The sequence below is a fragment of the Deefgea tanakiae genome (assembly GCF_019665765.1).
GTDB classification, from domain to species: Bacteria; Pseudomonadota; Gammaproteobacteria; order Burkholderiales; family Chitinibacteraceae; genus Deefgea; species Deefgea tanakiae.
This window is the reverse complement of record NZ_CP081150.1, coordinates 3,536,797-3,557,673: the sequence shown is the minus strand read 5'-3', so window position 1 is coordinate 3,557,673 and position 20,877 is coordinate 3,536,797. Positions and strand designations below refer to the sequence as shown.

The 20,877-nt window shown below is 48.3% G+C and carries 25 protein-coding genes; 24 read left to right on the top strand and 1 reads right to left on the bottom strand.

The annotated features are described in order from the left end of the window. Positions 1 to 389: 389 nt before the first annotated feature. From rpmH to K4H28_RS16565, 13 genes are all read left to right on the top strand, one after another. Positions 390 to 524 (top strand): 50S ribosomal protein L34, encoded by a 135-nt coding sequence (gene rpmH, locus K4H28_RS16625; RefSeq protein ID WP_173533027.1) that lies wholly within the window; start codon positions 390 to 392, stop codon positions 522 to 524. Between the two features lie 40 nt (positions 525 to 564). Further along, entirely contained in the window at positions 565 to 942 is a 378-nt protein-coding gene (gene rnpA, locus K4H28_RS16620) for a ribonuclease P protein component (RefSeq protein WP_221006243.1), read from the top strand. After that, positions 915 to 1,124: a membrane protein insertion efficiency factor YidD gene (gene yidD, locus K4H28_RS16615; protein WP_221006242.1), complete on the top strand. Its 210-nt coding sequence runs from the start codon at positions 915 to 917 to the stop codon at positions 1,122 to 1,124. Before rnpA ends, yidD begins: the two co-directional genes overlap by 28 nt. Before the next feature lie 100 nt (positions 1,125 to 1,224). Beyond that, positions 1,225 to 2,892, top strand: a complete 1,668-nt coding sequence (yidC, locus tag K4H28_RS16610; protein ID WP_221006241.1) for a membrane protein insertase YidC — start codon at positions 1,225 to 1,227, stop codon at positions 2,890 to 2,892. Positions 2,893 to 3,018: 126 nt separating this feature from the next. Further along, entirely contained in the window at positions 3,019 to 4,353 is a 1,335-nt protein-coding gene (gene mnmE, locus K4H28_RS16605; RefSeq protein ID WP_221006240.1) for a tRNA uridine-5-carboxymethylaminomethyl(34) synthesis GTPase MnmE, read from the top strand. Further along, positions 4,354 to 4,596 (top strand): hypothetical protein, encoded by a 243-nt coding sequence (locus K4H28_RS16600; protein ID WP_221006239.1) that lies wholly within the window; start codon positions 4,354 to 4,356, stop codon positions 4,594 to 4,596. Between the two features lie 62 nt (positions 4,597 to 4,658). Further along, positions 4,659 to 5,021, top strand: coding sequence for a Csu type fimbrial protein (locus tag K4H28_RS16595; protein WP_255573689.1), 363 nt, complete (start codon positions 4,659 to 4,661; stop codon positions 5,019 to 5,021). Between the two features lie 225 nt (positions 5,022 to 5,246). Then, positions 5,247 to 5,705: a spore coat protein U domain-containing protein gene (locus K4H28_RS16590; RefSeq protein WP_221006237.1), complete on the top strand. Its 459-nt coding sequence runs from the start codon at positions 5,247 to 5,249 to the stop codon at positions 5,703 to 5,705. Positions 5,706 to 5,807: 102 nt separating this feature from the next. Then, positions 5,808 to 6,530, top strand: a complete 723-nt coding sequence (locus K4H28_RS16585) for a fimbrial biogenesis chaperone (protein WP_221006236.1) — start codon at positions 5,808 to 5,810, stop codon at positions 6,528 to 6,530. After that, a complete protein-coding gene (locus tag K4H28_RS16580) occupies positions 6,518 to 8,803 on the top strand; it encodes a fimbria/pilus outer membrane usher protein (protein ID WP_221006235.1) in 2,286 nt (761 codons plus the stop codon). Before K4H28_RS16585 ends, K4H28_RS16580 begins: the two co-directional genes overlap by 13 nt. After that, positions 8,800 to 9,255, top strand: a complete 456-nt coding sequence (locus K4H28_RS16575; protein ID WP_221006234.1) for a spore coat protein U domain-containing protein — start codon at positions 8,800 to 8,802, stop codon at positions 9,253 to 9,255. The genes K4H28_RS16580 and K4H28_RS16575 overlap by 4 nt, the downstream gene beginning before the upstream one ends. A gap of 114 nt (positions 9,256 to 9,369) precedes the next feature. Further along, positions 9,370 to 9,579 (top strand): hypothetical protein, encoded by a 210-nt coding sequence (locus K4H28_RS16570; protein WP_221006233.1) that lies wholly within the window; start codon positions 9,370 to 9,372, stop codon positions 9,577 to 9,579. Positions 9,580 to 9,957: 378 nt separating this feature from the next. Then, positions 9,958 to 10,404: a Csu type fimbrial protein gene (locus tag K4H28_RS16565; protein WP_221006232.1), complete on the top strand. Its 447-nt coding sequence runs from the start codon at positions 9,958 to 9,960 to the stop codon at positions 10,402 to 10,404. Positions 10,405 to 10,475: 71 nt separating this feature from the next. Here K4H28_RS16565 and K4H28_RS16560 read toward each other — a convergent pair. After that, a protein-coding gene (locus tag K4H28_RS16560; protein ID WP_221006231.1) for an IS3 family transposase occupies positions 10,476 to 11,563 on the bottom strand; the annotation gives its coding sequence in 2 pieces (ribosomal slippage) (positions 10,476 to 11,311 and positions 11,311 to 11,563; 1,089 coding nt in all). 175 nt (positions 11,564 to 11,738) lie between these two features. Here K4H28_RS16560 and K4H28_RS16555 point away from each other — a divergent pair. The 11 genes from K4H28_RS16555 to K4H28_RS16505 all read left to right on the top strand — a co-directional run bounded on the left by K4H28_RS16555 (position 11,739) and on the right by K4H28_RS16505 (position 20,738). After that, complete coding sequence (locus K4H28_RS16555) at positions 11,739 to 12,197, top strand: spore coat protein U domain-containing protein (protein ID WP_221006230.1); 459 nt, start codon at positions 11,739 to 11,741, stop codon at positions 12,195 to 12,197. A 105-nt stretch (positions 12,198 to 12,302) separates the two neighbouring features. Beyond that, on the top strand, positions 12,303 to 13,025 hold the full coding sequence (locus K4H28_RS16550) for a fimbrial biogenesis chaperone (RefSeq protein ID WP_221006229.1): 723 nt from the start codon (positions 12,303 to 12,305) through the stop codon (positions 13,023 to 13,025). Next, a complete protein-coding gene (locus K4H28_RS16545; protein WP_221006228.1) occupies positions 13,013 to 15,301 on the top strand; it encodes a fimbria/pilus outer membrane usher protein in 2,289 nt (762 codons plus the stop codon). The genes K4H28_RS16550 and K4H28_RS16545 overlap by 13 nt, the downstream gene beginning before the upstream one ends. Next, positions 15,301 to 15,762 (top strand): spore coat protein U domain-containing protein, encoded by a 462-nt coding sequence (locus tag K4H28_RS16540; RefSeq protein ID WP_221006227.1) that lies wholly within the window; start codon positions 15,301 to 15,303, stop codon positions 15,760 to 15,762. The genes K4H28_RS16545 and K4H28_RS16540 overlap by 1 nt, the downstream gene beginning before the upstream one ends. A 233-nt stretch (positions 15,763 to 15,995) precedes the next feature. Continuing rightward, complete coding sequence (gene purE, locus K4H28_RS16535) at positions 15,996 to 16,484, top strand: 5-(carboxyamino)imidazole ribonucleotide mutase (RefSeq protein WP_221006226.1); 489 nt, start codon at positions 15,996 to 15,998, stop codon at positions 16,482 to 16,484. Between the two features lie 57 nt (positions 16,485 to 16,541). Then, the gene (locus tag K4H28_RS16530) at positions 16,542 to 16,811 is read left to right on the top strand and encodes a hypothetical protein (protein ID WP_221006225.1); all 270 of its coding nucleotides are present in this window, start codon (positions 16,542 to 16,544) and stop codon (positions 16,809 to 16,811) included. An 88-nt stretch (positions 16,812 to 16,899) separates the two neighbouring features. After that, complete coding sequence (locus tag K4H28_RS16525) at positions 16,900 to 18,039, top strand: 5-(carboxyamino)imidazole ribonucleotide synthase (protein WP_221006224.1); 1,140 nt, start codon at positions 16,900 to 16,902, stop codon at positions 18,037 to 18,039. Beyond that, positions 17,979 to 18,275: a DNA alkylation repair protein gene (locus tag K4H28_RS16985; protein WP_221008082.1), complete on the top strand. Its 297-nt coding sequence runs from the start codon at positions 17,979 to 17,981 to the stop codon at positions 18,273 to 18,275. Before K4H28_RS16525 ends, K4H28_RS16985 begins: the two co-directional genes overlap by 61 nt. A gap of 66 nt (positions 18,276 to 18,341) precedes the next feature. Then, complete coding sequence (locus K4H28_RS16515) at positions 18,342 to 18,827, top strand: GNAT family N-acetyltransferase (RefSeq protein WP_221006223.1); 486 nt, start codon at positions 18,342 to 18,344, stop codon at positions 18,825 to 18,827. Positions 18,828 to 19,056: 229 nt separating this feature from the next. Next, a complete protein-coding gene (locus K4H28_RS16510) occupies positions 19,057 to 19,935 on the top strand; it encodes a phosphoribosylaminoimidazolesuccinocarboxamide synthase (RefSeq protein ID WP_221006222.1) in 879 nt (292 codons plus the stop codon). A gap of 62 nt (positions 19,936 to 19,997) precedes the next feature. Then, positions 19,998 to 20,738: a dienelactone hydrolase family protein gene (locus K4H28_RS16505; protein WP_221006221.1), complete on the top strand. Its 741-nt coding sequence runs from the start codon at positions 19,998 to 20,000 to the stop codon at positions 20,736 to 20,738. Positions 20,739 to 20,877 lie beyond the last annotated feature (139 nt).

Sequence of the window (20,877 nt, the reverse complement as noted above, 5' to 3'; positions counted from 1 at the left end):
GAAAAATCACCTTGGACAATGGAGAATGACAGTAGCGCATCAACCGTGCGACGAGAAATTAAATACATAAAGCGCGTTTCACCACGGAGAATAATCTATTGGCACAAGAATCAAAGCCCAATACGGCGATGAAATGAAGATCGATGGGCATGAAAAATGGTGGGCGAACCATCAGGTGTATCTATGAATGCTGCTCAATCCATACCAAACGGCCAGTTGTGCCACAGAGAAGTAAGCTAGTAACAGCACATTGTACCTGCAAGTGCAGGACTTATCCACAAGCAAGATCAGCAAGTCGACTCGCTTAATCCTCGCTCTGACTTGACAAGACACTAGCAACACTGATTAAATCACGTGTTTACTGCCCAATTAGCACTTAGGATTTAGTCATGAAACGTACTTTCCAACCTTCTGTAATCAAACGTAAGCGCACTCACGGCTTCCGTGCTCGCATGGCAACTGTTGGTGGCGTTCGCGTATTGAACGCACGCCGCGCCAAGGGCCGCAAAGTTTTATCGGCTTAAGCTGTTGCGAAGCCAAGCACCTGCTTCCGTTTTGAACGGCATGCAGAGCGCACCTCGCTATCGCTTTGCGCGTGATGCACGCTTATTAAAAACGGATGAATTTTCATCCGTTTTTAGTTTGCGAGCGTCAGTGAGCAATGATTACTTCCAAGTATTAGGCAAACCCAATCAAAGCCAGCATGCTCGCTTAGGTTTGGTCGTCGGTAAAAAAACCGACAAACGTGCCGTTGGTCGTAATTACATCAAGCGCACTGTCCGTGAGTTGTTCCGCCAAAACACGGAATATCTGTTAGGTCTGGATGTAGTCGTGCGATCACGCAAACCTTTCGAACCTCGCGAGGGTGCCGCGGCGAGACTCGCCTTACTCAGTTTATTTAAACGATTAAAGCAATGTCGCGCCTTATCATCACACTGTTGAAACTTTATCAGTTGATGATCAGTCCTTTGCTGGGGCCACGCTGCCGCTTCACGCCCACGTGTTCGCAATACGGGATTGAAGCAGTGAGTCGACACGGCCCATTAAAAGGCAGTTGGCTAACAACAAAACGTCTGTGCCGATGCCATCCTTGGGGTGGTTGTGGGCATGATCCTGTTCCGTAATATAAGTTGTGCAAAAGTTTGAACGCGAGCCGTTACAGCCGCATTTAGACCCTTTTTGTTTTACTACTTAACCCGCCGAGTTGGGAGCTCTTCCGTTCAAATGGATACTAAGAGACTAATCCTCTTTATTGCGCTGTCTTTCAGCATTCTGTTTTTCTGGCAAAAGTATATGGAGGAGCGTTACCCGCAACCCAAAACAGCCAGTGCAGTCGCCACAGCCGCATCAGCTAGCGCACAAGGCACCGCCGCCAGCGGCGTGAATGCCACCAATGCAGCCGCCCCTGCCGAAACCAGCGGACTCGCTAAAGGCCAGCGGATTACGGTAACTACTGATTTATTCCGTGCCGAAATCGACGCCAACGGCGGTGATTTGCGTCAGGTTGAATTGCTCAAAATCGGCGCAACTAACGACCCAAGCAAGCCGTTTGTTTTGTTGCAAGACTCAGGTGAGCACACTTATGTGGCGCAAACCGGTCTGCTCGGCGAAGGCATGCCAACACACCGAAGCCTATTCACTGCGGCACAAACTAGCTATACGCTGGCTGAAGGCCAAAATGAAGTTGCGGTTCGTCTTGAAGCACCAGGTCCGAACGGCGTTAAAATTGCCAAGATTTATACCTTCAAACGTGACCAGTATCTGGTTGATGTGAAGTATGAAATCGTCAACAGCGGCACCACGCCACTGACGACCAGCGCTTACTATCGCTTGATTCGCGATGGTAAGGTTGAAAATCCAGGCATGTTTGGTACGCACACCTTTACTGGCCCAGCACTCTTTACTCAAGAAGACAAATTCCAAAAAGTCGACTTTGAAAAAATCAGAAAAGGTGAAGCTAAATTCCGTCCAAGCGCAAACAATGGCTGGATTGCGATGATTCAGCATTACTTTGTCTCTGGCTGGATTTTCTCGCCAACAAACGGCACTGCTGCCTGCACGCCGAACGACTGCCGCTTTGAAATGAAAGCACTACCAGACAATATGTTCTCGGTGGGTGCCATCATCGATTTGCCGCAAATCGCCGCGGGCGCGAAATACGAGCGCACGGTACCGATCTTTGTGGGTCCGCAAGAAAGCCATCGTCTAGAAGCTGTTGCTCCTGGCTTTGACCTTGTTAAAGACTACGGCATGTTCAAGATCTTCTCAGCGCCGCTATTTGCCGTATTGGAGTTCATCCATGGCTTGGTGGGTAACTGGGGCTGGTCGATTATCATCGTAACCCTGCTGTTAAAAGCTGCGTTCTTCCCATTGGCGAGCGCGAGCTACCGTTCAATGGCTAAAATGCGCTTGCTTGCACCGCGCATGGAAGAGCTGAAAAAACGTCATGGCGATGACCGCGTGAAGTTCCAGCAATCTGTGATGGAAATGTACAAGACCGAAAAGGTCAATCCGCTCGGTGGTTGCTTGCCGATGCTGGTACAAATTCCGGTGTTCATTGGTTTCTACTGGATGCTGTTGGCTGCGGTTGAATTGCGTCAAGCACCGTGGGCGTTCTGGATTCATGACTTGTCAGTCCCAGATCCACTGTATATCTTGCCGCTGATTATGGCTGTCTCGATGTACGTGCAAACGATGCTGTCACCGCCACCGCCGGATCCGATGCAAGCGAAGATGATGAAGTGGATGCCAATTGCATTCTCGGTATTCTTCTTCTTCTTCCCAGCTGGTTTGGTTCTGTACTGGGTGGTGAACAATATCTTGTCGATCATTCAGCAGTATGTGATTACCAAGAAAATTGAGAATCAAGCCAAATTAGCCAAAAATAGCTAGCAAGGCATAAAACGCCGCCTTCGGGCGGCGTTTTGTTATTCGCAAGGCAATCAATCATTACGTATTGCCTTGTAGCCATTAAATAAAATTGGCTACAAGGCAATACATCAAGAATCGGACTACATCATGCTTTATACCCCCGACACCATCGCCGCGATTGCCACCGCCCCCGGTCGTGGTGGCGTGGGCGTCATTCGCGTTTCTGGTAAAAACATCCAACCTTTAATCGACGGCTTGATTGGCAAGCCACTAAAATCCCGCTTTGCGCACTTTGCGCATTTCAAAGCGGCAGACGGCAGCACCGTCGACGAAGGTATCGCACTATTTTTCCCCAATCCGGCCTCTTTCACCGGTGAAGACGTACTCGAATTACAAGGCCACGGCGGCCCTGTCATTATGAATATGCTACTGAAACGCTGCATCGAGCTGGGTGCGCGTCACGCCGAGCCGGGTGAATTTACCAAACGCGCATTTTTAAACGGCAAACTCGATCTGGCACAAGCCGAAGCCGTTGCCGACATCATCGACGCGCAATCGGAAGCCGCCGCCAAATCAGCACTTAAATCGCTCGACGGCGCGTTTTCTCGTGAAGTGCATACGCTGGTTGATGATTTAATCAATCTACGTATGTTGGTCGAAGCGACCTTGGATTTCCCTGAAGAAGACATCGACTTTCTGGAAGCCGCCGACGCGCGCGGCAAACTGCACAAAATTTCGGCCCAACTCGCCCGCGTCATGGACACCGCCACGCAAGGCAAATTGCTTCGTGAAGGCATGCACGTGGTGCTGATTGGCCAGCCTAACGTCGGCAAATCCAGCTTAATGAATGCGCTCGCTGGCGAAGACGTAGCGATTGTGACCGACATTGCTGGTACGACCCGCGATACCGTACGCGAATTGATTCAGCTCGACGGCGTTCCACTGCATATTATCGACACTGCAGGCCTGCGCGACACGGATGATACGGTTGAGAAAATTGGCATTGAACGCACCTGGGCAGCGGTCGAAAAAGCCGATTTGGCGCTCTTGCTGCTTGATAGCCGCGAAGGCATTACCGAACATGACCACGCGATTTTGGCCAAGCTACCTGCATCACTGAGCGTGCTGCGCGTGTTTAATAAAATTGACCTGACTGGCGATGCGGCTGGTGATATTGCCGAAGATGAAATTCATGTCTCTGCTAAGCAGGGTATCGGCCTGAAAGAATTGAAAAACAAGCTTTTGAAGAAGATAGGCTGGCAGGGTATTAACGATGGCGTCTTTATCGCCCGTGAGCGCCACCTCGCCGCGATTCGCGTGGCCCGCGAACATCTCAACACCGCCGATGCTTGCTATCTCCAAATTGAAATCTTGGCCGAAGAATTGCGTTTGGCACAAAATAGCCTGAATGAAATCACTGGTGAATTTACGTCCGATGATTTGCTCGGTGTGATTTTTAGTCGTTTTTGCATTGGGAAATAAATGATGCAATCCAAAACACCGCTCTATTTTGCCACTATTTTATGCTGCATCGGCTCTGCACAAAGCAAAGAGTTAATCATCCGTGCCAATGTAAGCGAGCAGTGCCAAACAAAATGGGAATCCGCCAGTGAGCGGATGCCGCCCAAAGTACAGCTCAGCTGCCTCAGCTCAAAACAAAAGCCAGCCGTTAAAACCTACCCAAATAAAGAAGCATCATGGCCAAGTACTGTTTACGATTTTTAGCCACACTCTGCGCAATCGTTCTGTGCAGCACCAGCTTCGCATCAGGAGGGGGAAGCTTGCGAGTGCGCATTTTTGTTGAATCGGCCTGCAAATTCAGTAACGCCAACGACATTAAAATGGATTTTGGTGATTTGGCTTACGGTAATCAGAGTATTAGCGAGACCACTCAAATCAATTGCGTGAGCGGTACGCCATTTAAACTGCAACTCAGCGATGGACTTTATCCCAACGGCGCTCAGCGACGAATGAAACATGAATCCCAATCCGCGTGGCTACCTTATGGTTTAAGTGTCAATCCAAACGCTGGACAAGGCAACGGTCAAAATATCAATGTCACGCTCACGGCGACCGTCAGTGAAAATGACTATCAAAATCGTCCCATCGGTCGCTATAGCGATACCGTGGTTCTTACAATAACCCCATAAAACACTCGGCAACTTTGAAACCAAATCATAAGCAAATACTAATACAGTACCAATGAAGCTGTCCTCATTCATTCAAGCACACACATTTACGGCGCTTTGCTTCCGTTTCAAAAATCCCCCCCTTTCTCTCGGTGTACTTTTACAGCGTTTGTTTCACTCAACCCTTTTAAGATTTTAAATCTATGAATATCCACATCATTTTTTTAATTTCATAAGGATTGAATAATGAAACACATGATACAAAAAGGGCTCTTTGCTTCCGCCTTAGTGCTTCTAAGCAGCACAGGTTTTGCCGGAAGTAAGAACGTCATTATCAACGCCAATGTGGTGGGCGTTTGTGAGTTTTCTACTGGAGACGCAGCAACAATTGATTTTGGCCCCTTAAGAGCTGGTGATCCCGTCACGCCCGCAAGCACCACAGTCGGCTTTTGGTGCAGCAAAGATACTGCCTATACGCTCACAACGAGTGATGGCAGCAATGCAGAAGGCAGCCAGAAGAACCTCGTCTTAGGCGCTGACAAAATCCCTTACGCTTTAGTACTCGATAAATCCAATGGCACTGGCCTTGGCAAAGGCACGCCAATTGACGTTACGCTCACCGCCACCATCGCGAACAGCGCACTCGATGATGTGCCAGCGGGAACAGGCTATACCGACACCGTTGTATTGACCCTAACACCCTAAGTTAATGTTCGTCATCTTGGCGCATTGTGCGCCAAGATGAGCTATATCAAATTCAGCCTGATCTATTCACTGTAATTAATTACTTACGGCGAGACTCAATATATGCACTACCTTTTGGCACTTTTTTTCTCTTTGTCGACTGTCATCGTACAAGCGGGTGAATTTTCAATTAGCCCGATTAGAGTTGACTTTGACAGTAAGACAAAAAGCCAAGCGATTACCGTTAGCAATCAAGGTGACGCGCCCTTACGTATTGCACTTCAGCTCAAGAAATGGACTCAAAATGAAGCAGCCGACGATGTCTATACGGATGCCCAGCAAGATTTAATTTATTTTCCGCGCCAATTTGAATTGCAAGCCAAGCAAAAGCAAGTTGTTCGCATCGCGCGAAAAACACCTAGTCAAGATCAAGAATCAGCCTATCGTTTGTACTTTAACGAGCAACCGTCAGCCAGTAGCGACAGCGCCCAAAGCGGCAATGTCTCGATGGTCGTGAGCTTTGGTGTACCTCTATTTTTTGCAGCAAGCAAACCGAGCCCTAGTCTGATTGCGTCGCCGATTCAGATTGAAAAGCAGACTATTAATTTCAAGCTCAGTAACAACGGCAATTCGACACAAAAGTTACGCCGTATTCAATTCGGCCAAGACGGCGTAGAAATCGCGCAATTTGATCATTGGTACCTACTACCCGGTGCAAGCCATGCTTATCAATTGGACTTGCCAAAAGACGCCTGTCGTAGTGAGGCACAAATCATCACCATCGAAACCGATCGCTCGCGAATTAAACAGACACTAGATATCCCCTTATCCGTGTGCAAGCCTTAAACGCCAGCCTTTTTTTCTTCGCACTGCAATGTGCAGTCGCGGCCGAGCCCTTACTGCTCGCACTTACACTGAATGGTGTGCCGCAAGGAGATATCGCAGCGCTCTATGAGCGAGGCCAGTATTGGCTTGCAGCCGAATCGCTTAAAGGTCTTGAGTTCGATACCACCCAAACTATTCTTTATGAAGGTGAGCGCTATGTCTTAATCAGTGCGCTCAAAGACCTGCAAAGCCAGTTCAACGAGAATGAAATGACGTTGAACTTAACGGCTGCCGCACAACATTTCGGCGAGCATGAAATTGTGCTCAACCAAGATCCAAGGCAACTTTACTCAGCACCCGCGCCTTTTTCTTGGTATCTGAATTACCAACTTTCGCTACTCAAACAAAGCCAAACCGATGGCTTGGGTTTTCAATTTAACCCCAGCATCAATATCAATCAGGGCTATTTCAACTTCCGTAGTGAACACAGTTACTCACAGCAAAATCAGCAAGCGGAATGGCGGCGCATCAGTACCACTTTGGAATATGACATTCCTGAAGCCATGCTGCGCTTGAGTTTTGGCGACCTCGTCCCTGCCTCTGGCCCATTGGGGCAAAGTCTAGCGATGGCGGGTGTGGGCGTGGCGCGTGTTTTTGCCATGCAACCCAATTTTAGCGCCAGCCCCGCCTTTCAATTGCAAACCGCTGTAACGCAAACATCAACCGCAGACATCTTCTTAAATGGCCAACAAATTGCAAGCCAAACCTTGCCACCCGGTGTGTATAACTTTAATGACCTGCGCTATTACACTGGCTTGCAAAATGTAGAAATCGTCATTCGCGATAGCAGCGGCAATACTCGGCGCTATCAAACGCCCTATTATTTTGACGATTCTTTGCTCAAAGCGGGCTTAAGTGAGTTTAATTACAACTTGGGCGTAGCGCGCAAAAATGGAAGCTTTGATCAATACCAAGGCTTAGCCTATGCGGGTTATCAGCGTTTTGGCATCAGCGACTGGCTCACCATGGGCGCGCAAGCCAGTGGAAAATCCGACAGCCATCGCGCAGGCTTATTTGCCAATATAAAACTCAGCAACTACGGCACACTGGGTAGTGCTATTTCTTGGGCCAAACATAAAAACCAAGACTCTGGCTCGGCTCAGGAATTGCAATACCGATTTGTGGATCAAAACTTGAGCATCAGTGCGAATGCTCGACGGCAAGATGAAAACTTTCGACAAAGAAACCCGCTTTTTGCTGAGCTAAGTGCGCCAGATTGGTTCGCCAATGTCGGGATCAGCTGGGGACAGTCTTCGCTCGGCAATGTTAGCCTCAACCTAGGCCGGCAAATGGGTGCGAATGAGGAGCAGACTTTTACGCTGTATCAACTCGGGTATTCGTTCTCGCCCAGCAATAAAGTCTCAATCAATACCCAGTTGCAATACCAACAGCACACCAATAAAAGCCAATTGCGCGGGTTTCTCAATCTGTCTTGGAATTTCGATCAAGGTCGCAGTCTGTACGCCAGCAGCCGCTATCAAGATGGTAAAGCCTTTAATAGTGCCACCTTTAATCAAAGCGCACCTTCCGGTATTGGTTGGGGGTATAGCGCTAGCGTGCAGCAGCAAGAAGAAAGCACCGACTATACCGCTTGGCTTCAAAATAAACAGGCGCATGGACAGATCGACCTATCACTACTACGCAGTGACCAAGCCAATCTCTCTGCGAATAATGCGCAACTCTCATGGTCTGGTGCAGTTGCTTATAGCGAGGGTCACTATGCCCTAACTCGCCCGATCACGCAGAGCTTCGCTATTGTTGAGCTACCCAACATCCCAGATGTTTCCGTACTGCAAAACGGTAGTCCAGTCGGTAAAACAGATGCGTCAGGGCGAGTTTTTATGCCCGACTTAGCGAACAATAGTTGGCATCAAATTAGCTTGGCACAAGATGAAATTCCGCTCGATTATAGTTTACCTGAGCTCAGGAAAGATCTTTTAACGGGCAATCACGACGGACAGACGATTTCATTCTCGGCTCGATCTATCTCTGCAGTCAGTGGGCAATTTCTAGATGAGAACGGTCAAGCCCTTGCCAATCGAAATATAAAAATCAATACCGCCAACTCAATACTTGAGCTACAAACGACCTTAGACGGTTATTTTTATACTGAGGATTTAGCCCCTGGGCAATACAAATTCCGCAGTGGAACGTGCGCAGGGCTCATTACGGTTCCCCACAGCACCGACATTGTGAATGAAATCCCTTCAAGCTTTTGCAAGGAAGAACAATGAAACGCTGGATACTAGGTTTGCTAATAATGGCGTTGAGCCTTGCTAGTTGGGGAGCGAGCTGCAGCATTTCACTACCAACCGGTGATTTGGGTGGATATGAACCCTCTGTCAATAACTCAGGGGTAGCCATTCAGCAGGCGTTTTGGGTGACTTGCACTCAAGGAACGCCTTTTGTCATTAGCGCGGGTCCCTCGCAAAACTCAGGCATGATCCAGAAACGGCAAATGAAGAATACCTTTGGTGGGGGCTTGCTGCTTTATCAAATGTGCCATGACTATCCCGGTGCAGGCTATTGCAATCGCGTCTTTGGCAATGGCACGGATGGTGAGGCGCTCTCCGCAACGGCAACAGGAAGCCAACAAGGGGTGTATTTCTGGATTTATGTCTTTGGTAAACAAATGGTCGAAGGCGGAGAATATGTGGATTACGTTGCAATCAGCATAAATCCATAAAAAAACGCCAGATCAATCGATCTGGCGCTCAATAGACATAGGATGGAAACGAAACTTCATACAGCAAACAACAGCATTAGTCATCGCCAATTATGCGGAGAGAGCTCCAGCTCAATGCTTAATTATCAACTTTGCCTTGATGCCAACTGGGGAGGACCGTGCAACACCGTTTTTGGCACGCCACCCAACGGCAATGCGCTCAGCGGCACCGTGTTGCGCCCGGGGGCAATCACACAAGTACTCTTTTGGGTCTTGGTCTACGGCGATCAGCCTGCGATGCCCGGCTGGCACGACGATTTTATAGTGATCACAGTTTCGCCTTAGTATTTGGCCACATACAAAAAGCGCCAAACTCATTCAACATGGGATGGTAGCGAAGCATAGACTTTATAAAGCCTAACAATTCGCTCGCTAGATTTTGAACGTGCAGCAGACAATCAGTAGAAAGTTATGTCTGGCGTATTTTGAATACAAAATAGAATAAGCTAAGCTTTTGAAAAAGGTGAAAGTTATGCGACTATTTCTCGTACTACTCTTGCTCGTCCCCACAGCATTTGGCAAAAATATTGTGATACGCTGCAATATTATTTCAACCTGCGGAACACAATGGCAAACGCCATTTGACAAGACCCCACCTCAACTCATTTTACACTGTCAAAATGGACCTGAAATGGCCAAGATGAGCGTTACTCGAGAACCAGAATGGCAAAGAATTTTGTACGATTTTTAGTTCTGCTGACCGCACTGCTTTTCAATACTAGCCATGCGGCAAGCAATATGATGAACGTTAGAATCTGGGTCTTAAGCGCCTGTAGATTCGAAACCAACGGCGATTTAATTAAGGATTTTGGCAACCTCAACAATGCTGATATCACCATCAAGAATGTCGTTCCCATTCATTGCACCAATGGCACTAATTTCCGTATAACGCTCAACCAAGGTCTTCATGCCAATGGTCAGCAGCGCCAAATGGCACAGCTTAACAGCTCTGCACGGTTGCCTTATTCACTCACCGCCTCGCCCGAGCAGGGCGTAGGCACAGGCGACAGAATCGATATACTGCTCACCGGCATCGTTAAAAAAACGGATTTCCAAAATCGCCCAGTGGGCCAATACGCAGACACTGTTCTGTTGACAATTGAGCCCTAGCGATGGCAAAACGATTCAACTCAATTTCCCCGGTAATCCCCCCATTTTTAAGCGCGGTTTGAAGTAGACGGTTAAGCAGCTAATGCTAACTTTTGTTTCGGGGTAATGCCACCCAAAGCCATATTTGGCCGTTCATTGTTGTAAGTCCAAACCCAATCGGTCGCGAATTCTTGGATTTCGGCTACCGATTCAAATTGGTAGTGATTAAGCCAGTCGTATCGCACCGTCCGGTTGTAGCGCTCCACATATGCATTTTGTTGTGGATTGCCTGGCTGGATATACATCAGTCGGATGCCCAGCTTTTCCGCCCAGTCTTTGACCTTTTGGCTAATGTATTCTGGACCATTGTCACAGCGAATCGCTTTGGGCTGACCTCGCCATTCGAGCACTTGATTCAAAGCTCGAATGACCCGTTCTGCTGGCAGCGATAAATCAATTTCCATCGCCAGCGCTTCACGATTGAAATCGTCAATGACATTGAACAGTCGGATACTGCGCCCATCCGCCAGTTGATCATGCATGAAATCCATTGACCAGCATTCGTTCGCCGCCTCAGGCACTGCCAACGCTTCAGGCTTGGCGCGCTCAATGCGGCGCTTAGGTTTGATGCGCAGATTCAATTCCAGCTCTCGATAAATCCGGTATACCCGCTTGTGATTCCAGTGAAATCCTTTGACGTTGCGTAGATGCAAAAAGCACAACCCGAATCCCCAGTTACGCTGATTGTGGGTCAAGCGAATTAGATGATCGGCAATCTCATTATTGACTGCAGAGTGGCGGGATTGGTAGCGATAACAAGTTTGGCTAATGCCAAAGGCCTGACAGGCCAAACCAATGCTCATGCCATGACGTTGCACCGCTTGGTGGGCCATCTCACGCCGCTGAGATGGCTTTACCACTTTTTTTCGAGCGCCTCCTTCACAATCTCGGCTTTGAGGCGTTCTTCGGCATACATTTTTTTGAGGCGTCGGTTTTCGTCTTCGAGTTCTTTGAGTCGCGCCATGAGCGAAGCATCCATGCCGCCGAATTTAGCGCGCCATTTGTAAAACGTGGCTGAGCTAAAGCCGTGCTCGCGGCACAGCTCAGGCACTGGTGAACCGCCTTCGGCTTGCTTGAGAATAGCGATGATTTGGCTGTCAGAAAAACGTGATGATTTCATGGAGAACTTCCTCGGTGCTGATGGGAGAAAATTCTACTTAAAACGACGATTATTTGGTGGGGGGATTACCCCCCTAGTGATAAAAATTCGCCTTTTTTTATTGGCATGCATATCATTATGCAATTGGTCTACCTTACTTCAGTAAGGCAGGCTTAAACTCATTAGGAGAGTTGCGATGAAAAACTTTTTTTTAGCGAGTGCGATATCTCTATCTTTAATCGCAATCAGCCCCAGCACCTTTGCAGCCAGCACCAATGTCAAAGTAAAAGCCAATGTCAAAGGCTCATGCTCATTTGCAGATGGTAATGACGTGATTATTGATATGGGCACCCTCAGTGCAAACTCCGGCGATCAAAGTAAAAACGGCGTAACCCAGTTCTGGTGTAGCAATGGTGTAAATTACACAATCACCCTAAACAACGGTTTGCATGCAACAGGCACACAAAAAAAAATGCAAAGTAGTCAATACTATTTGCCTTATACCCTGACATTGACTCCAACAACTGGCGTTGGCACCGGTCCTGGCACCCTTAAAGACATCCTGTTGACTGCTACAGTGCTAGGAACAGACATCAATAATGCGACAGTGGCCAACGGTTATACCGATACCGTGATTTTGACGATCAACCTCTAGTGCTGATGCTGGCTAGCCTGCTGACCACTCCGCATAACTAGCGCACTCAAGAATAATTAAAACTCAAATCTAAAAATCCTATCATTTCATATACAGGCGGTGATTATGCGCTGGATTCTCGCAACGCTCTTTGCAACAACTGCAGCAGTTAGTTTGGCTGGTGAATTTACAGTAAGCCCTATTCGTGCGGAGCTTCCTGCTACAAGAAATAGTGAAGCCATTACGGTAAGCAATAACGGAGACTCTCCATTGCGGGTTTCTCTAGAATTAAAACGCTGGACACAGGACGCATCTGGCAATGATACTTACACTGAAGCACCTGATGAATTAGTGTATTTCCCTCGCCAATTTGAAATTCCTCCCAAAAAGAAGCAAGTTGTTCGCGTTGCTCGCCGAGCACCCAGCGATGCCAAAGAACTAGCGTACCGACTTTATTTCATCGAACAACCGAGCATGCCGGCAGATGGCTCACAAGGTGGTCAACTGGCTATGGCCGTGAGTTTTGGTGTGCCCGTTTTCATTCAGCCCGTCAAAGTTAGCCCAAAGCTAACAGTGTCACCGGTACAAATCGACCAAGGCAAACTCACGTTTACACTCAGCAATGACGGAAACGTGACGCATCGTCTGCGCCGCGTTGCAATCGGTAATCAGGGCGCCAGCATCAACCAATTTGACAACTGGTACTTACAACCAGGATCTAGCCGCAACTATCAATTAGCGCTTCCGAAAAATGCCTGCGCGGATAGCCCGCAACGGATCGTGATTGAAACTGATCGTTCAAATAATACGCAACAATTGCTCATCCCTCAGCAAGTGTGCTCAAACTAATACTACTCATCATGGCTAGCCTATCGTGTTCGATAGCGCTAGCCGCCGAAAACCTGTTTTTGAAACTGAGTGTCAATGGTGTCCCTCAAGGCGATGTGCCAGCCATTTACGATCAAGGCGGGTATTGGCTTAAAGAAAACACAATTCAAGAAGCTGGGATCAATACCCCCAAGGGAGAGCAGCAAGTACTTGCTGGAGAAGCCTTTTTTCGTGTCGATCGCCTTATCGGCATCGAGAGCGAAATCGATACCGCAACCTTAAGTCTTTCGCTCACGGCCTCAGCCAGTGAATTTGGTGAGCGGCAAATCAGCCTCAACAACAGTCGCAATCAGCTTTACCCTGAGCCTGCCCCATTCTCAGGATATCTCAACTACCAAATCACGGTTTTTAACCAGGTTGATGGGAATGATTTAGATTACCAACTTAACCCCACACTCAATTTAAATCAGGGGCCTTGGAACTTTCGTAGCGCTCATTTCTATAGTACGCAAAACAACCAGCATCAATGGACTAGGCTCAAGACAACACTAGATTACGATCGACCGGATCAAATGCTGCGAGCGAGTGCCGGTGACATTACGCCATCTATGGGCGCCCTGGGCTTTAGTCAAAATATGGCGGGTTTAAGTGTTTCTCGCGCATTTAATATGCAGCCCAATTTTATGAGCAGCCCTAGCTTTAGTACTCAAGCAGCCGTAACCCAACCCTCAACCGCAGAGATTTATTTAAATGGTCAACGTGTAAGCACTCAAAGTTTACAGCCAGGGATTTATAACTTTGGTAATTTAAATTTGGTATCGGGTCTGCAAAATATTGAAATATTGATACGTGATGCAGCGGGTAACACACAAAGAATCAACGTCCCTCATTATTTTGACGACTCTTTACTCAAAGCTGGCCTTACTGATTTCAATTACAGCGCCGGCGTGGAACGGGAAAATGCCAGCTTTGATCGCTACAATGGTTTTACTTATTCAATCTACCAACGCGCTGGGATTACCGATTGGTTTACTTTGGGCGCTCAGGCTAGTGGAAACCAAGAGAGGAATAGTGGCGGGATTCTTGCCAACTTCGGGCTTTCAACGTATGGCACTTTAGCAAGTGCATTTGCATGGGCCCAGCATGAGCAACAAAACACAGGCGATGCGCAATTAGTGCAATATCGCTACCTCAATCAATCCCTTAGTCTTTCTGCTACTGCGCGTCGGCAAGACAAAAACTTTTTTAAAAACAACTCAGTGATCACCGCTCCAGATTGGTCGGCAAATATCGGCGCAGGCTGGGGCAATAGTCAGTTTGGCAACATCAGTATCGATGTCGGTCGCCAGATGGGGCAAACCGATGCACTTACTTTTAATCGTTACCAATTCGCTTATGCAATATCGCCAATCAAGCAGCTGTCATTTTCTGCGCAAGCCCAACTCCAAGATCGACACTCAGGGCAAACATGGTCAGGATTTTTAAATCTTGCTTGGTTTTTTGATCAAAATCGGAGCATTTCAAGCAGCGCACGCTACGAAAACTCGGAAGTGTTAGCTGGAATGAGTTTTGGTCAAAACTCAACAACGGGCGAAGGCTGGGCCTACAATTTTGGCGCACAACAACAACGTGATGGTGAAGAATACACAGCATGGATACAAAACAAGCGCCAGCATGGTCAAATCGATCTCTCTGCGATGCGCAATCAACGCGCTAAATCAACGACAAGCAACTGGCAAGCTGCGTGGTCTGGCGCACTTGCTTACGTGGGTGGACACTATGCACTCACCCGCCCAATTTCACAAAGTTTTGCCGTCATTGAACTTCCTCAAATTGCAAATGTAGCTGCAATGCACAACGGGAGTGAGGTCGGTAGAACCTCGTCCGACGGCACGGTTTTTATACCAGAATTAGCTAGCTACGGTTTCCATCAAATAGGAATCGAACAAGACCACATCCCAATCCAATATCGACTGAGTACGGTACAACAAGAATTACTCACGGGTAATAATGACGGTCGAATCGTTAAATTTGATGCCACCTCAATCACAGCTGTTAGCGGGCGTTTCTTTCTGGCTAACGGCCTTCCATTATCAAATCAATTGCTTGATGTTGTGACAGCTCAGGGGATTGTGCAATTACATACGGCCTTAGATGGCCGCTTCTATAGTGAAGCGCTTCCAGCAGGATTACATCGATTTGATTCCACTTTGTGCAGTGGTGAATTGTATATTCCAACATCCAGCGAATTCATCACTGAAATCGCGCCGATTACCTGCCCCGCCAAGGAGTATTGATGGCAATTAAAATTAGGCTACTCTTTCTCAGTGTTTTTATGAGTGCGCTCAGTTGGGGGGCCTGCACAGTTACCCCTCCTCAAGCGACGATAGGTCAATACGATCCGATTACCTCAATAAATGGCGTGCGTGCGCTATTTTTTATGCAAATTTTCTGCTCTGAGGCAACCAGTTTTACAGTAAAGGCAGGGCCGTCACAAACCTCCGGTAGCATTCAACATCGACAGCTCATGGGAGAAGACCCAAGCTCACTGCTAAGCTATCAACTCTGCCTTGACCCGAACTGGGGAGGTCCCTGTAACCAAGTGTTTGGCATACCGCCTGACGGCGATGCCGCAATCGGAAACATTGCAAGTGCAGGCGCATCGGCACTTGTCATTTTTTGGTCTGTTGTTTTTGGCAATCAGCCAGCCAAACCCGGTTGGCACAATGATTACGTACAGATCATCATTGAGCCTTGAAAAAAAACGCCAGATCAATCGATCTGGCGCTCAATAGACATAGGATGGAAACGAAACTTCATGCAGCAAACCACTGCATGCGTTCAATATTGCTAGCCATTTAAATATTAGTCAATACTAATATTTAATAATTTATTGATTTTGTCTTATCTTTGCCGCCTTTGGTCAAGATTGCTATCAAAAGTGGTGTGTTCTTCGGTAAAATCGCGTGTTTTGCCTTGAGGGTAGCCGCGATGATCCAAGTCGGCGTAGTAATGGGTAGTAATAGCGATTGGGATGTCATGCAGCACGCGGCCAAACAGCTGCAAGCGTTTGGTATCGAATTTGAGTGCCGTGTAGTTTCCGCGCACCGTACCCCTGATTTATTGTTTTCGTATGCAGAAACCGCCGCCGAACGTGGACTCACCTGCATTATTGCCGGTGCCGGTGGCGCAGCGCATTTGCCAGGCATGTTGGCAGCGAAAACGATTGTGCCGGTATTAGGCGTGCCAGTGCCGTCGAAATACCTACGTGGTGAAGACTCGCTCTTGTCGATTGTGCAAATGCCAAAAGGCATTCCAGTCGCAACTTTTGCGATTGGTGAAGCCGGTGCAGCCAATGCGGCGCTGTTTGCGATATCAATGATTGCGAATCAAAATCCAGAGTTGGCCGCCAAACTGAACGCCTTCCGTGAAACACAGAAACAAACTGTGTTAGCAATGGAACTACCTGCAGTAGAATAAACTCTGATTAGAGACGGTGTCTGGCGACGCACAGACACTCAAGCAAACCGAGGACACATGAAGCCCGAATCAGAATTACCCCCGATGCGGTCGTTTTGGTATTGGGTTTTATTCAGAGGATGCGTACTTTGGGGTGTCCCGTGTATTTTACTTTTGGCTGCTCTGCGCTACGCGAGCGGCCAAACTTCTTTTATGGCTGGGGTAATTGACGCCCTGCCTGTGGGTATAGTCGGTGGCATACTCTATGGCATGGGTGCATACGGCTATAAATCACATCAAGCTTTCAAGCAGAAAATGAAATTAAGGAAAAACCAAAATGGCAAATGAATGTAGTTTGCCATACAGCATCCTTGGTTTTTTGGTAGGCGTGTGCTTCAAGCTGCAAAGCAGTGATTGGACTTAAGGAATAATGAAAATGGGCAATAAAATCATCCTACCACCGGCCATGCTGGGTATTTTAGGTGGCGGTCAATTGGGCCGTATGTTTGCGAGTGCCGCAAAAAACATGGGCTACGGCGTGACTGTACTCGACCCTGACTCTCACGCGCCTGCGGCAGAGTTTGCCGATGTGCACCTGTGTAAATCCTTTACCGATCCTGAAGCCTTGCAATACATGGCCACACACTGTGCTGCGATCACGACTGAGTTTGAAAACGTCAACGCCGACTCAATGCGCTGGCTTGCCGCCCAAGACATTCCTGTTGCACCCAGCGGGGATTGCGTCGAAATTGCCCAAGACCGAATCGCCGAGAAAAACTTTATTCGCGATGCCGGTTTGGATGTGGCGCCATTTTTAGCCGTTAAAAATGCAGCCAGCTTGGAAGGTGATTTGTCGGCGTATTTGCCAGGCATTTTAAAAACAGCGCGTTTGGGTTATGACGGAAAGGGCCAAGTTCGCGTTAAAACGGCTGAAGACGTGCGTTTTGCACATGCCGAAATGAAACATCAGCCCTGTGTTTTAGAAAAAATGATGCCGCTGGTGAGTGAAATTTCAGCGATTGTCACTCGCACCCGCGCTGGTGAAGTGGCCTGTTTCCCTGTCGCGGAAAACGAACACCTTAACGGCATTTTGGATGTGTCGATTGTGCCAGCGCGCATTAGCACGGCATTGGCCGACCGCGCACGCCAAATGGCGATGCAATTGGCAGAGAAACTCGATTACGTTGGCGTGATGGCGGTGGAATTTTTCGTACTCGAAGGCGATGAACTCGTCATCAACGAAATGGCGCCACGCCCACATAACTCTGGCCATTACACACTGAACGCCACGCTCACCACGCAGTTCGAGCAACAAGTTCGTGCGATGTGCGGCCTCTATCCAGGCAAAACAGATCTCCTGAGCCCCACCGTGATGGTGAATCTGCTTGGCGACTCATGGGGTGACGATGGTAGCGAGCCGCACTGGGAAATCTTGATGACGGCGCCTAATACTAAGTTGCATTTATATGGTAAAAAACTAGCGCGTCCAGGACGAAAAATGGGGCATTTTAACGTATTGGCTACCAGCGCCGATGCCGCACTCGAACAAGCCCGTGCCATCAAAGAAACCCTCTAGCATGTTGGCGCGCTATTAAAGCTGAGAGTATCAGCACCTGCTCTTATAGCGCGCCGCAAACCTCACCGATTGCCCTGCTTGATCAATGGCAAACCTCGCCCCATCTGTGGCTACGCCGCACTGCAATTATTTATCAGCTCGGGTGGAAAATCGCAGCCGATAAAACCCTACTTTTAGCGCTCTCGCGCCGCGAAGCCTTAAAGCATTGCAACATACAAGCCCTTTCTGAGGATTAAATTTCTACATACTGACAAACATCGGTTAGTATCAAGACTTTAGTGCCGTTCTAGATAAAAACCCTTATGAAACAACTCTCTCGATATGCCTTTCGCCGAGCTACACTCGACGACCTGTTGTTTGTTATTTCATGGGCTCGCACAGCCGAAGAACTACGCCACCTGTTTCCACGTGCCGCATGGCCAGCCGAAACGCTGCAACTGATTGAACACTTAGCGAGCCATGAAGAAGGCTTTGTTGTTTGCGAGCAAGACCGCGTCGTTGGCTTTGCCAATTTGTACAATCCGCGCGCGCAAAAAGCATGGATCGGCCATTTAATTGTTCATCCGGAGCGCCGTCGCTGTGGCGTGGCCAACTTTCTAATCAGCGCACTCAAAACCATTGCCAAAGAACGCTATCAATCACAAGTGATTGCGACGATTTGCTATGAAAGCAATACAACGGGATTGGCGTTTTATCAAAAACTAGGTTTTACCACCGAAGGTTGGGAAACCCGCCTTGATCACCTTGGCGAAGCAGCCAAAGTCTTCCGCTTAGAACAAGCGCTGTAATTTATCGCCAGAGATTCACTGCGGTCATCGTACAAGCATGCAGAAGTGAGTAAAATCAGGCAAAATAGCAGCCTAATTTTTGATTCTTGGCTGAGCACGTACACGTGCAAAAGTGTGATGGCAAGGCGGGCAAATCGCAGACAGTAGATTAAGTACTGCAAGGCGAGACAACGATGCAAGAACACTTTTGCTTTACGATGCAGCCGATCTGTTGCCACTGGAGACCCGTATGTCCGGCCTGACCACCACCAATTTGACCAGCCTAAAAAAAATCTACTCGGGCAAAGTGCGCGACCTGTACGAAATTGACGATACCCGCATGTTAATGATTGCTACCGATCGCCTATCAGCATTTGACGTCATTTTGGCCGAACCAATTCCAGAAAAAGGCAAAATCCTCACTGCAATTTCAAACTTCTGGTTTGAAAAACTCAAAGACGTGGTGCCTAGCCATTTCACTGGAGATCAACCTGAAGACGTTGTGTCTGCCGAAGATCTACCGCAAGTTGAAGGCCGTGCCGTGGTGTGCAAACGCCTCAAGCCTGTCCCTGTTGAAGCAATTGTTCGTGGGTATATCGCTGGCAGCGGCTGGAAAGAATACCAGCAGAGCAATACTGTCTGCGGTATCGCTTTGCCAGCCGGTTTGCGCGAAGCAGATAAACTACCAGAGCCAATTTTTACGCCATCAACCAAAGCCGAGCTGGGCGATCACGATGAAAACATCAGCTATGCACGTTGCGAAGAAATCTTGGGCGCAGAACTCGCTGCTAAAGTGAGCGCGACGGCGATCTTGCTGTACAAAACCGCCAGCGAATACGCAGCAACGCGCGGCATCATTATTGGTGACACCAAGTTTGAATTTGGTCTGGATGAAAACGGTACACTCTGCCTAATGGACGAGGCATTGACGCCAGACTCAAGCCGCTTCTGGCCTGCAGACCAATACCAACCCGGCAGCAACCCGCCAAGCTACGATAAACAATTCGTTCGTGACTGGCTAGAAACAACAGGCTGGGACAAAACTCCACCAGCGCCAGTGCTACCGCAAGAAGTGGCCGACAAAACTGCGGCTAAATACCGCGAAGCACTCGAAAAGCTCACCAAGTAATTTCTGCAAACGCCCCACGGGGCGTTTTTCTATTGTGTGTTAATCAGAGGAACACCTTCATTATGATGATCAAAAGCGAGTTTTCCGACTTAGCCACTCCAACGGGCGTGATGCGCACCTTTATCCATCGCCCTGCCGACAATGGTAGCTACCCTACGATTTTGTTTTACTCTGAAATTTTCCAGCAAACCGGGCCGATCGAGCGTGCAGCGCGCTTGATTGCTGGCTACGGCTACAACGTGCTCGTGCCGGAAGTGTTCCATGAACTCAATCCAATTGGTACTGTGCTGGCTTATGACGACGCAGGTCGCGATAAAGGCAATGCCGATAAAATGGCCAAGTCAGTCGAAGGCTACGACACGGATAACGCCGCGACCATCGCTTGGGCGAAAACACAACCTTGGTGCAATGGCCTATTTGGTGCGATGGGTTTTTGTATTGGCGGACATTTGGCTTTCCGTGCGGCTTTGCAGCCAGAAATCAAAGCCACAGCTTGCTTTTATGCGACCGATTTACACACGAATGTGATCCCGAATCAGCCCGGTCAACACAGCATGGAACGCCTTGGCGAAATCAGCGGCGAATTATTGATGATTTGGGGCAAGCAAGACCCACATATTCCGGCCTCTGGCCGCGCTCAAGTTTATCAAGCGCTGGTTGCTGCGGAAAAAACCTTCACTTGGCATGAATTTAATGGCCCCCACGCGTTTATGCGCGATGAAGGCGATCGTTATGATCCGCAATTGGCGATGATTGGTAATCAACTTGCTTTAGATTTATTTGCTCGACAATTACGCGCCTAAGTCATCAGCGGCGCTGTGCTTTTCTTGCTACAGCGCCAATTCACACCGACAAATGAGCTTATGACGGGCTTATTTTCTCTCTTTAGTTCTCGGCACTTTGGCATCACTTTGTTGATCGTGATTGCGGCGGGTTTGATTT

Coding starts and splice junctions, on each gene's coding strand:
- purE (WP_221006226.1), top strand. CDS start 15,996: ATGATCCAAGTCGGCGTAGTAATGGGTAGTAATAGCGATTGGGATGTC.
- K4H28_RS16565 (WP_221006232.1), top strand. CDS start 9,958: ATGGCAAAGAATTTTGTACGATTTTTAGTTCTGCTGACCGCACTGCTT.
- K4H28_RS16575 (WP_221006234.1), top strand. CDS start 8,800: ATGAAACGCTGGATACTAGGTTTGCTAATAATGGCGTTGAGCCTTGCT.
- K4H28_RS16570 (WP_221006233.1), top strand. CDS start 9,370: ATGCTTAATTATCAACTTTGCCTTGATGCCAACTGGGGAGGACCGTGC.
- K4H28_RS16530 (WP_221006225.1), top strand. CDS start 16,542: ATGAAGCCCGAATCAGAATTACCCCCGATGCGGTCGTTTTGGTATTGG.
- K4H28_RS16540 (WP_221006227.1), top strand. CDS start 15,301: ATGGCAATTAAAATTAGGCTACTCTTTCTCAGTGTTTTTATGAGTGCG.
- K4H28_RS16525 (WP_221006224.1), top strand. CDS start 16,900: ATGGGCAATAAAATCATCCTACCACCGGCCATGCTGGGTATTTTAGGT.
- rnpA (WP_221006243.1), top strand. CDS start 565: ATGCAGAGCGCACCTCGCTATCGCTTTGCGCGTGATGCACGCTTATTA.
- K4H28_RS16505 (WP_221006221.1), top strand. CDS start 19,998: ATGATGATCAAAAGCGAGTTTTCCGACTTAGCCACTCCAACGGGCGTG.
- rpmH (WP_173533027.1), top strand. CDS start 390: ATGAAACGTACTTTCCAACCTTCTGTAATCAAACGTAAGCGCACTCAC.
- yidD (WP_221006242.1), top strand. CDS start 915: ATGTCGCGCCTTATCATCACACTGTTGAAACTTTATCAGTTGATGATC.
- K4H28_RS16510 (WP_221006222.1), top strand. CDS start 19,057: ATGTCCGGCCTGACCACCACCAATTTGACCAGCCTAAAAAAAATCTAC.
- K4H28_RS16590 (WP_221006237.1), top strand. CDS start 5,247: ATGAAACACATGATACAAAAAGGGCTCTTTGCTTCCGCCTTAGTGCTT.
- K4H28_RS16555 (WP_221006230.1), top strand. CDS start 11,739: ATGAAAAACTTTTTTTTAGCGAGTGCGATATCTCTATCTTTAATCGCA.
- K4H28_RS16515 (WP_221006223.1), top strand. CDS start 18,342: ATGAAACAACTCTCTCGATATGCCTTTCGCCGAGCTACACTCGACGAC.
- yidC (WP_221006241.1), top strand. CDS start 1,225: ATGGATACTAAGAGACTAATCCTCTTTATTGCGCTGTCTTTCAGCATT.
- K4H28_RS16550 (WP_221006229.1), top strand. CDS start 12,303: ATGCGCTGGATTCTCGCAACGCTCTTTGCAACAACTGCAGCAGTTAGT.
- mnmE (WP_221006240.1), top strand. CDS start 3,019: ATGCTTTATACCCCCGACACCATCGCCGCGATTGCCACCGCCCCCGGT.
- K4H28_RS16600 (WP_221006239.1), top strand. CDS start 4,354: ATGATGCAATCCAAAACACCGCTCTATTTTGCCACTATTTTATGCTGC.
- K4H28_RS16585 (WP_221006236.1), top strand. CDS start 5,808: ATGCACTACCTTTTGGCACTTTTTTTCTCTTTGTCGACTGTCATCGTA.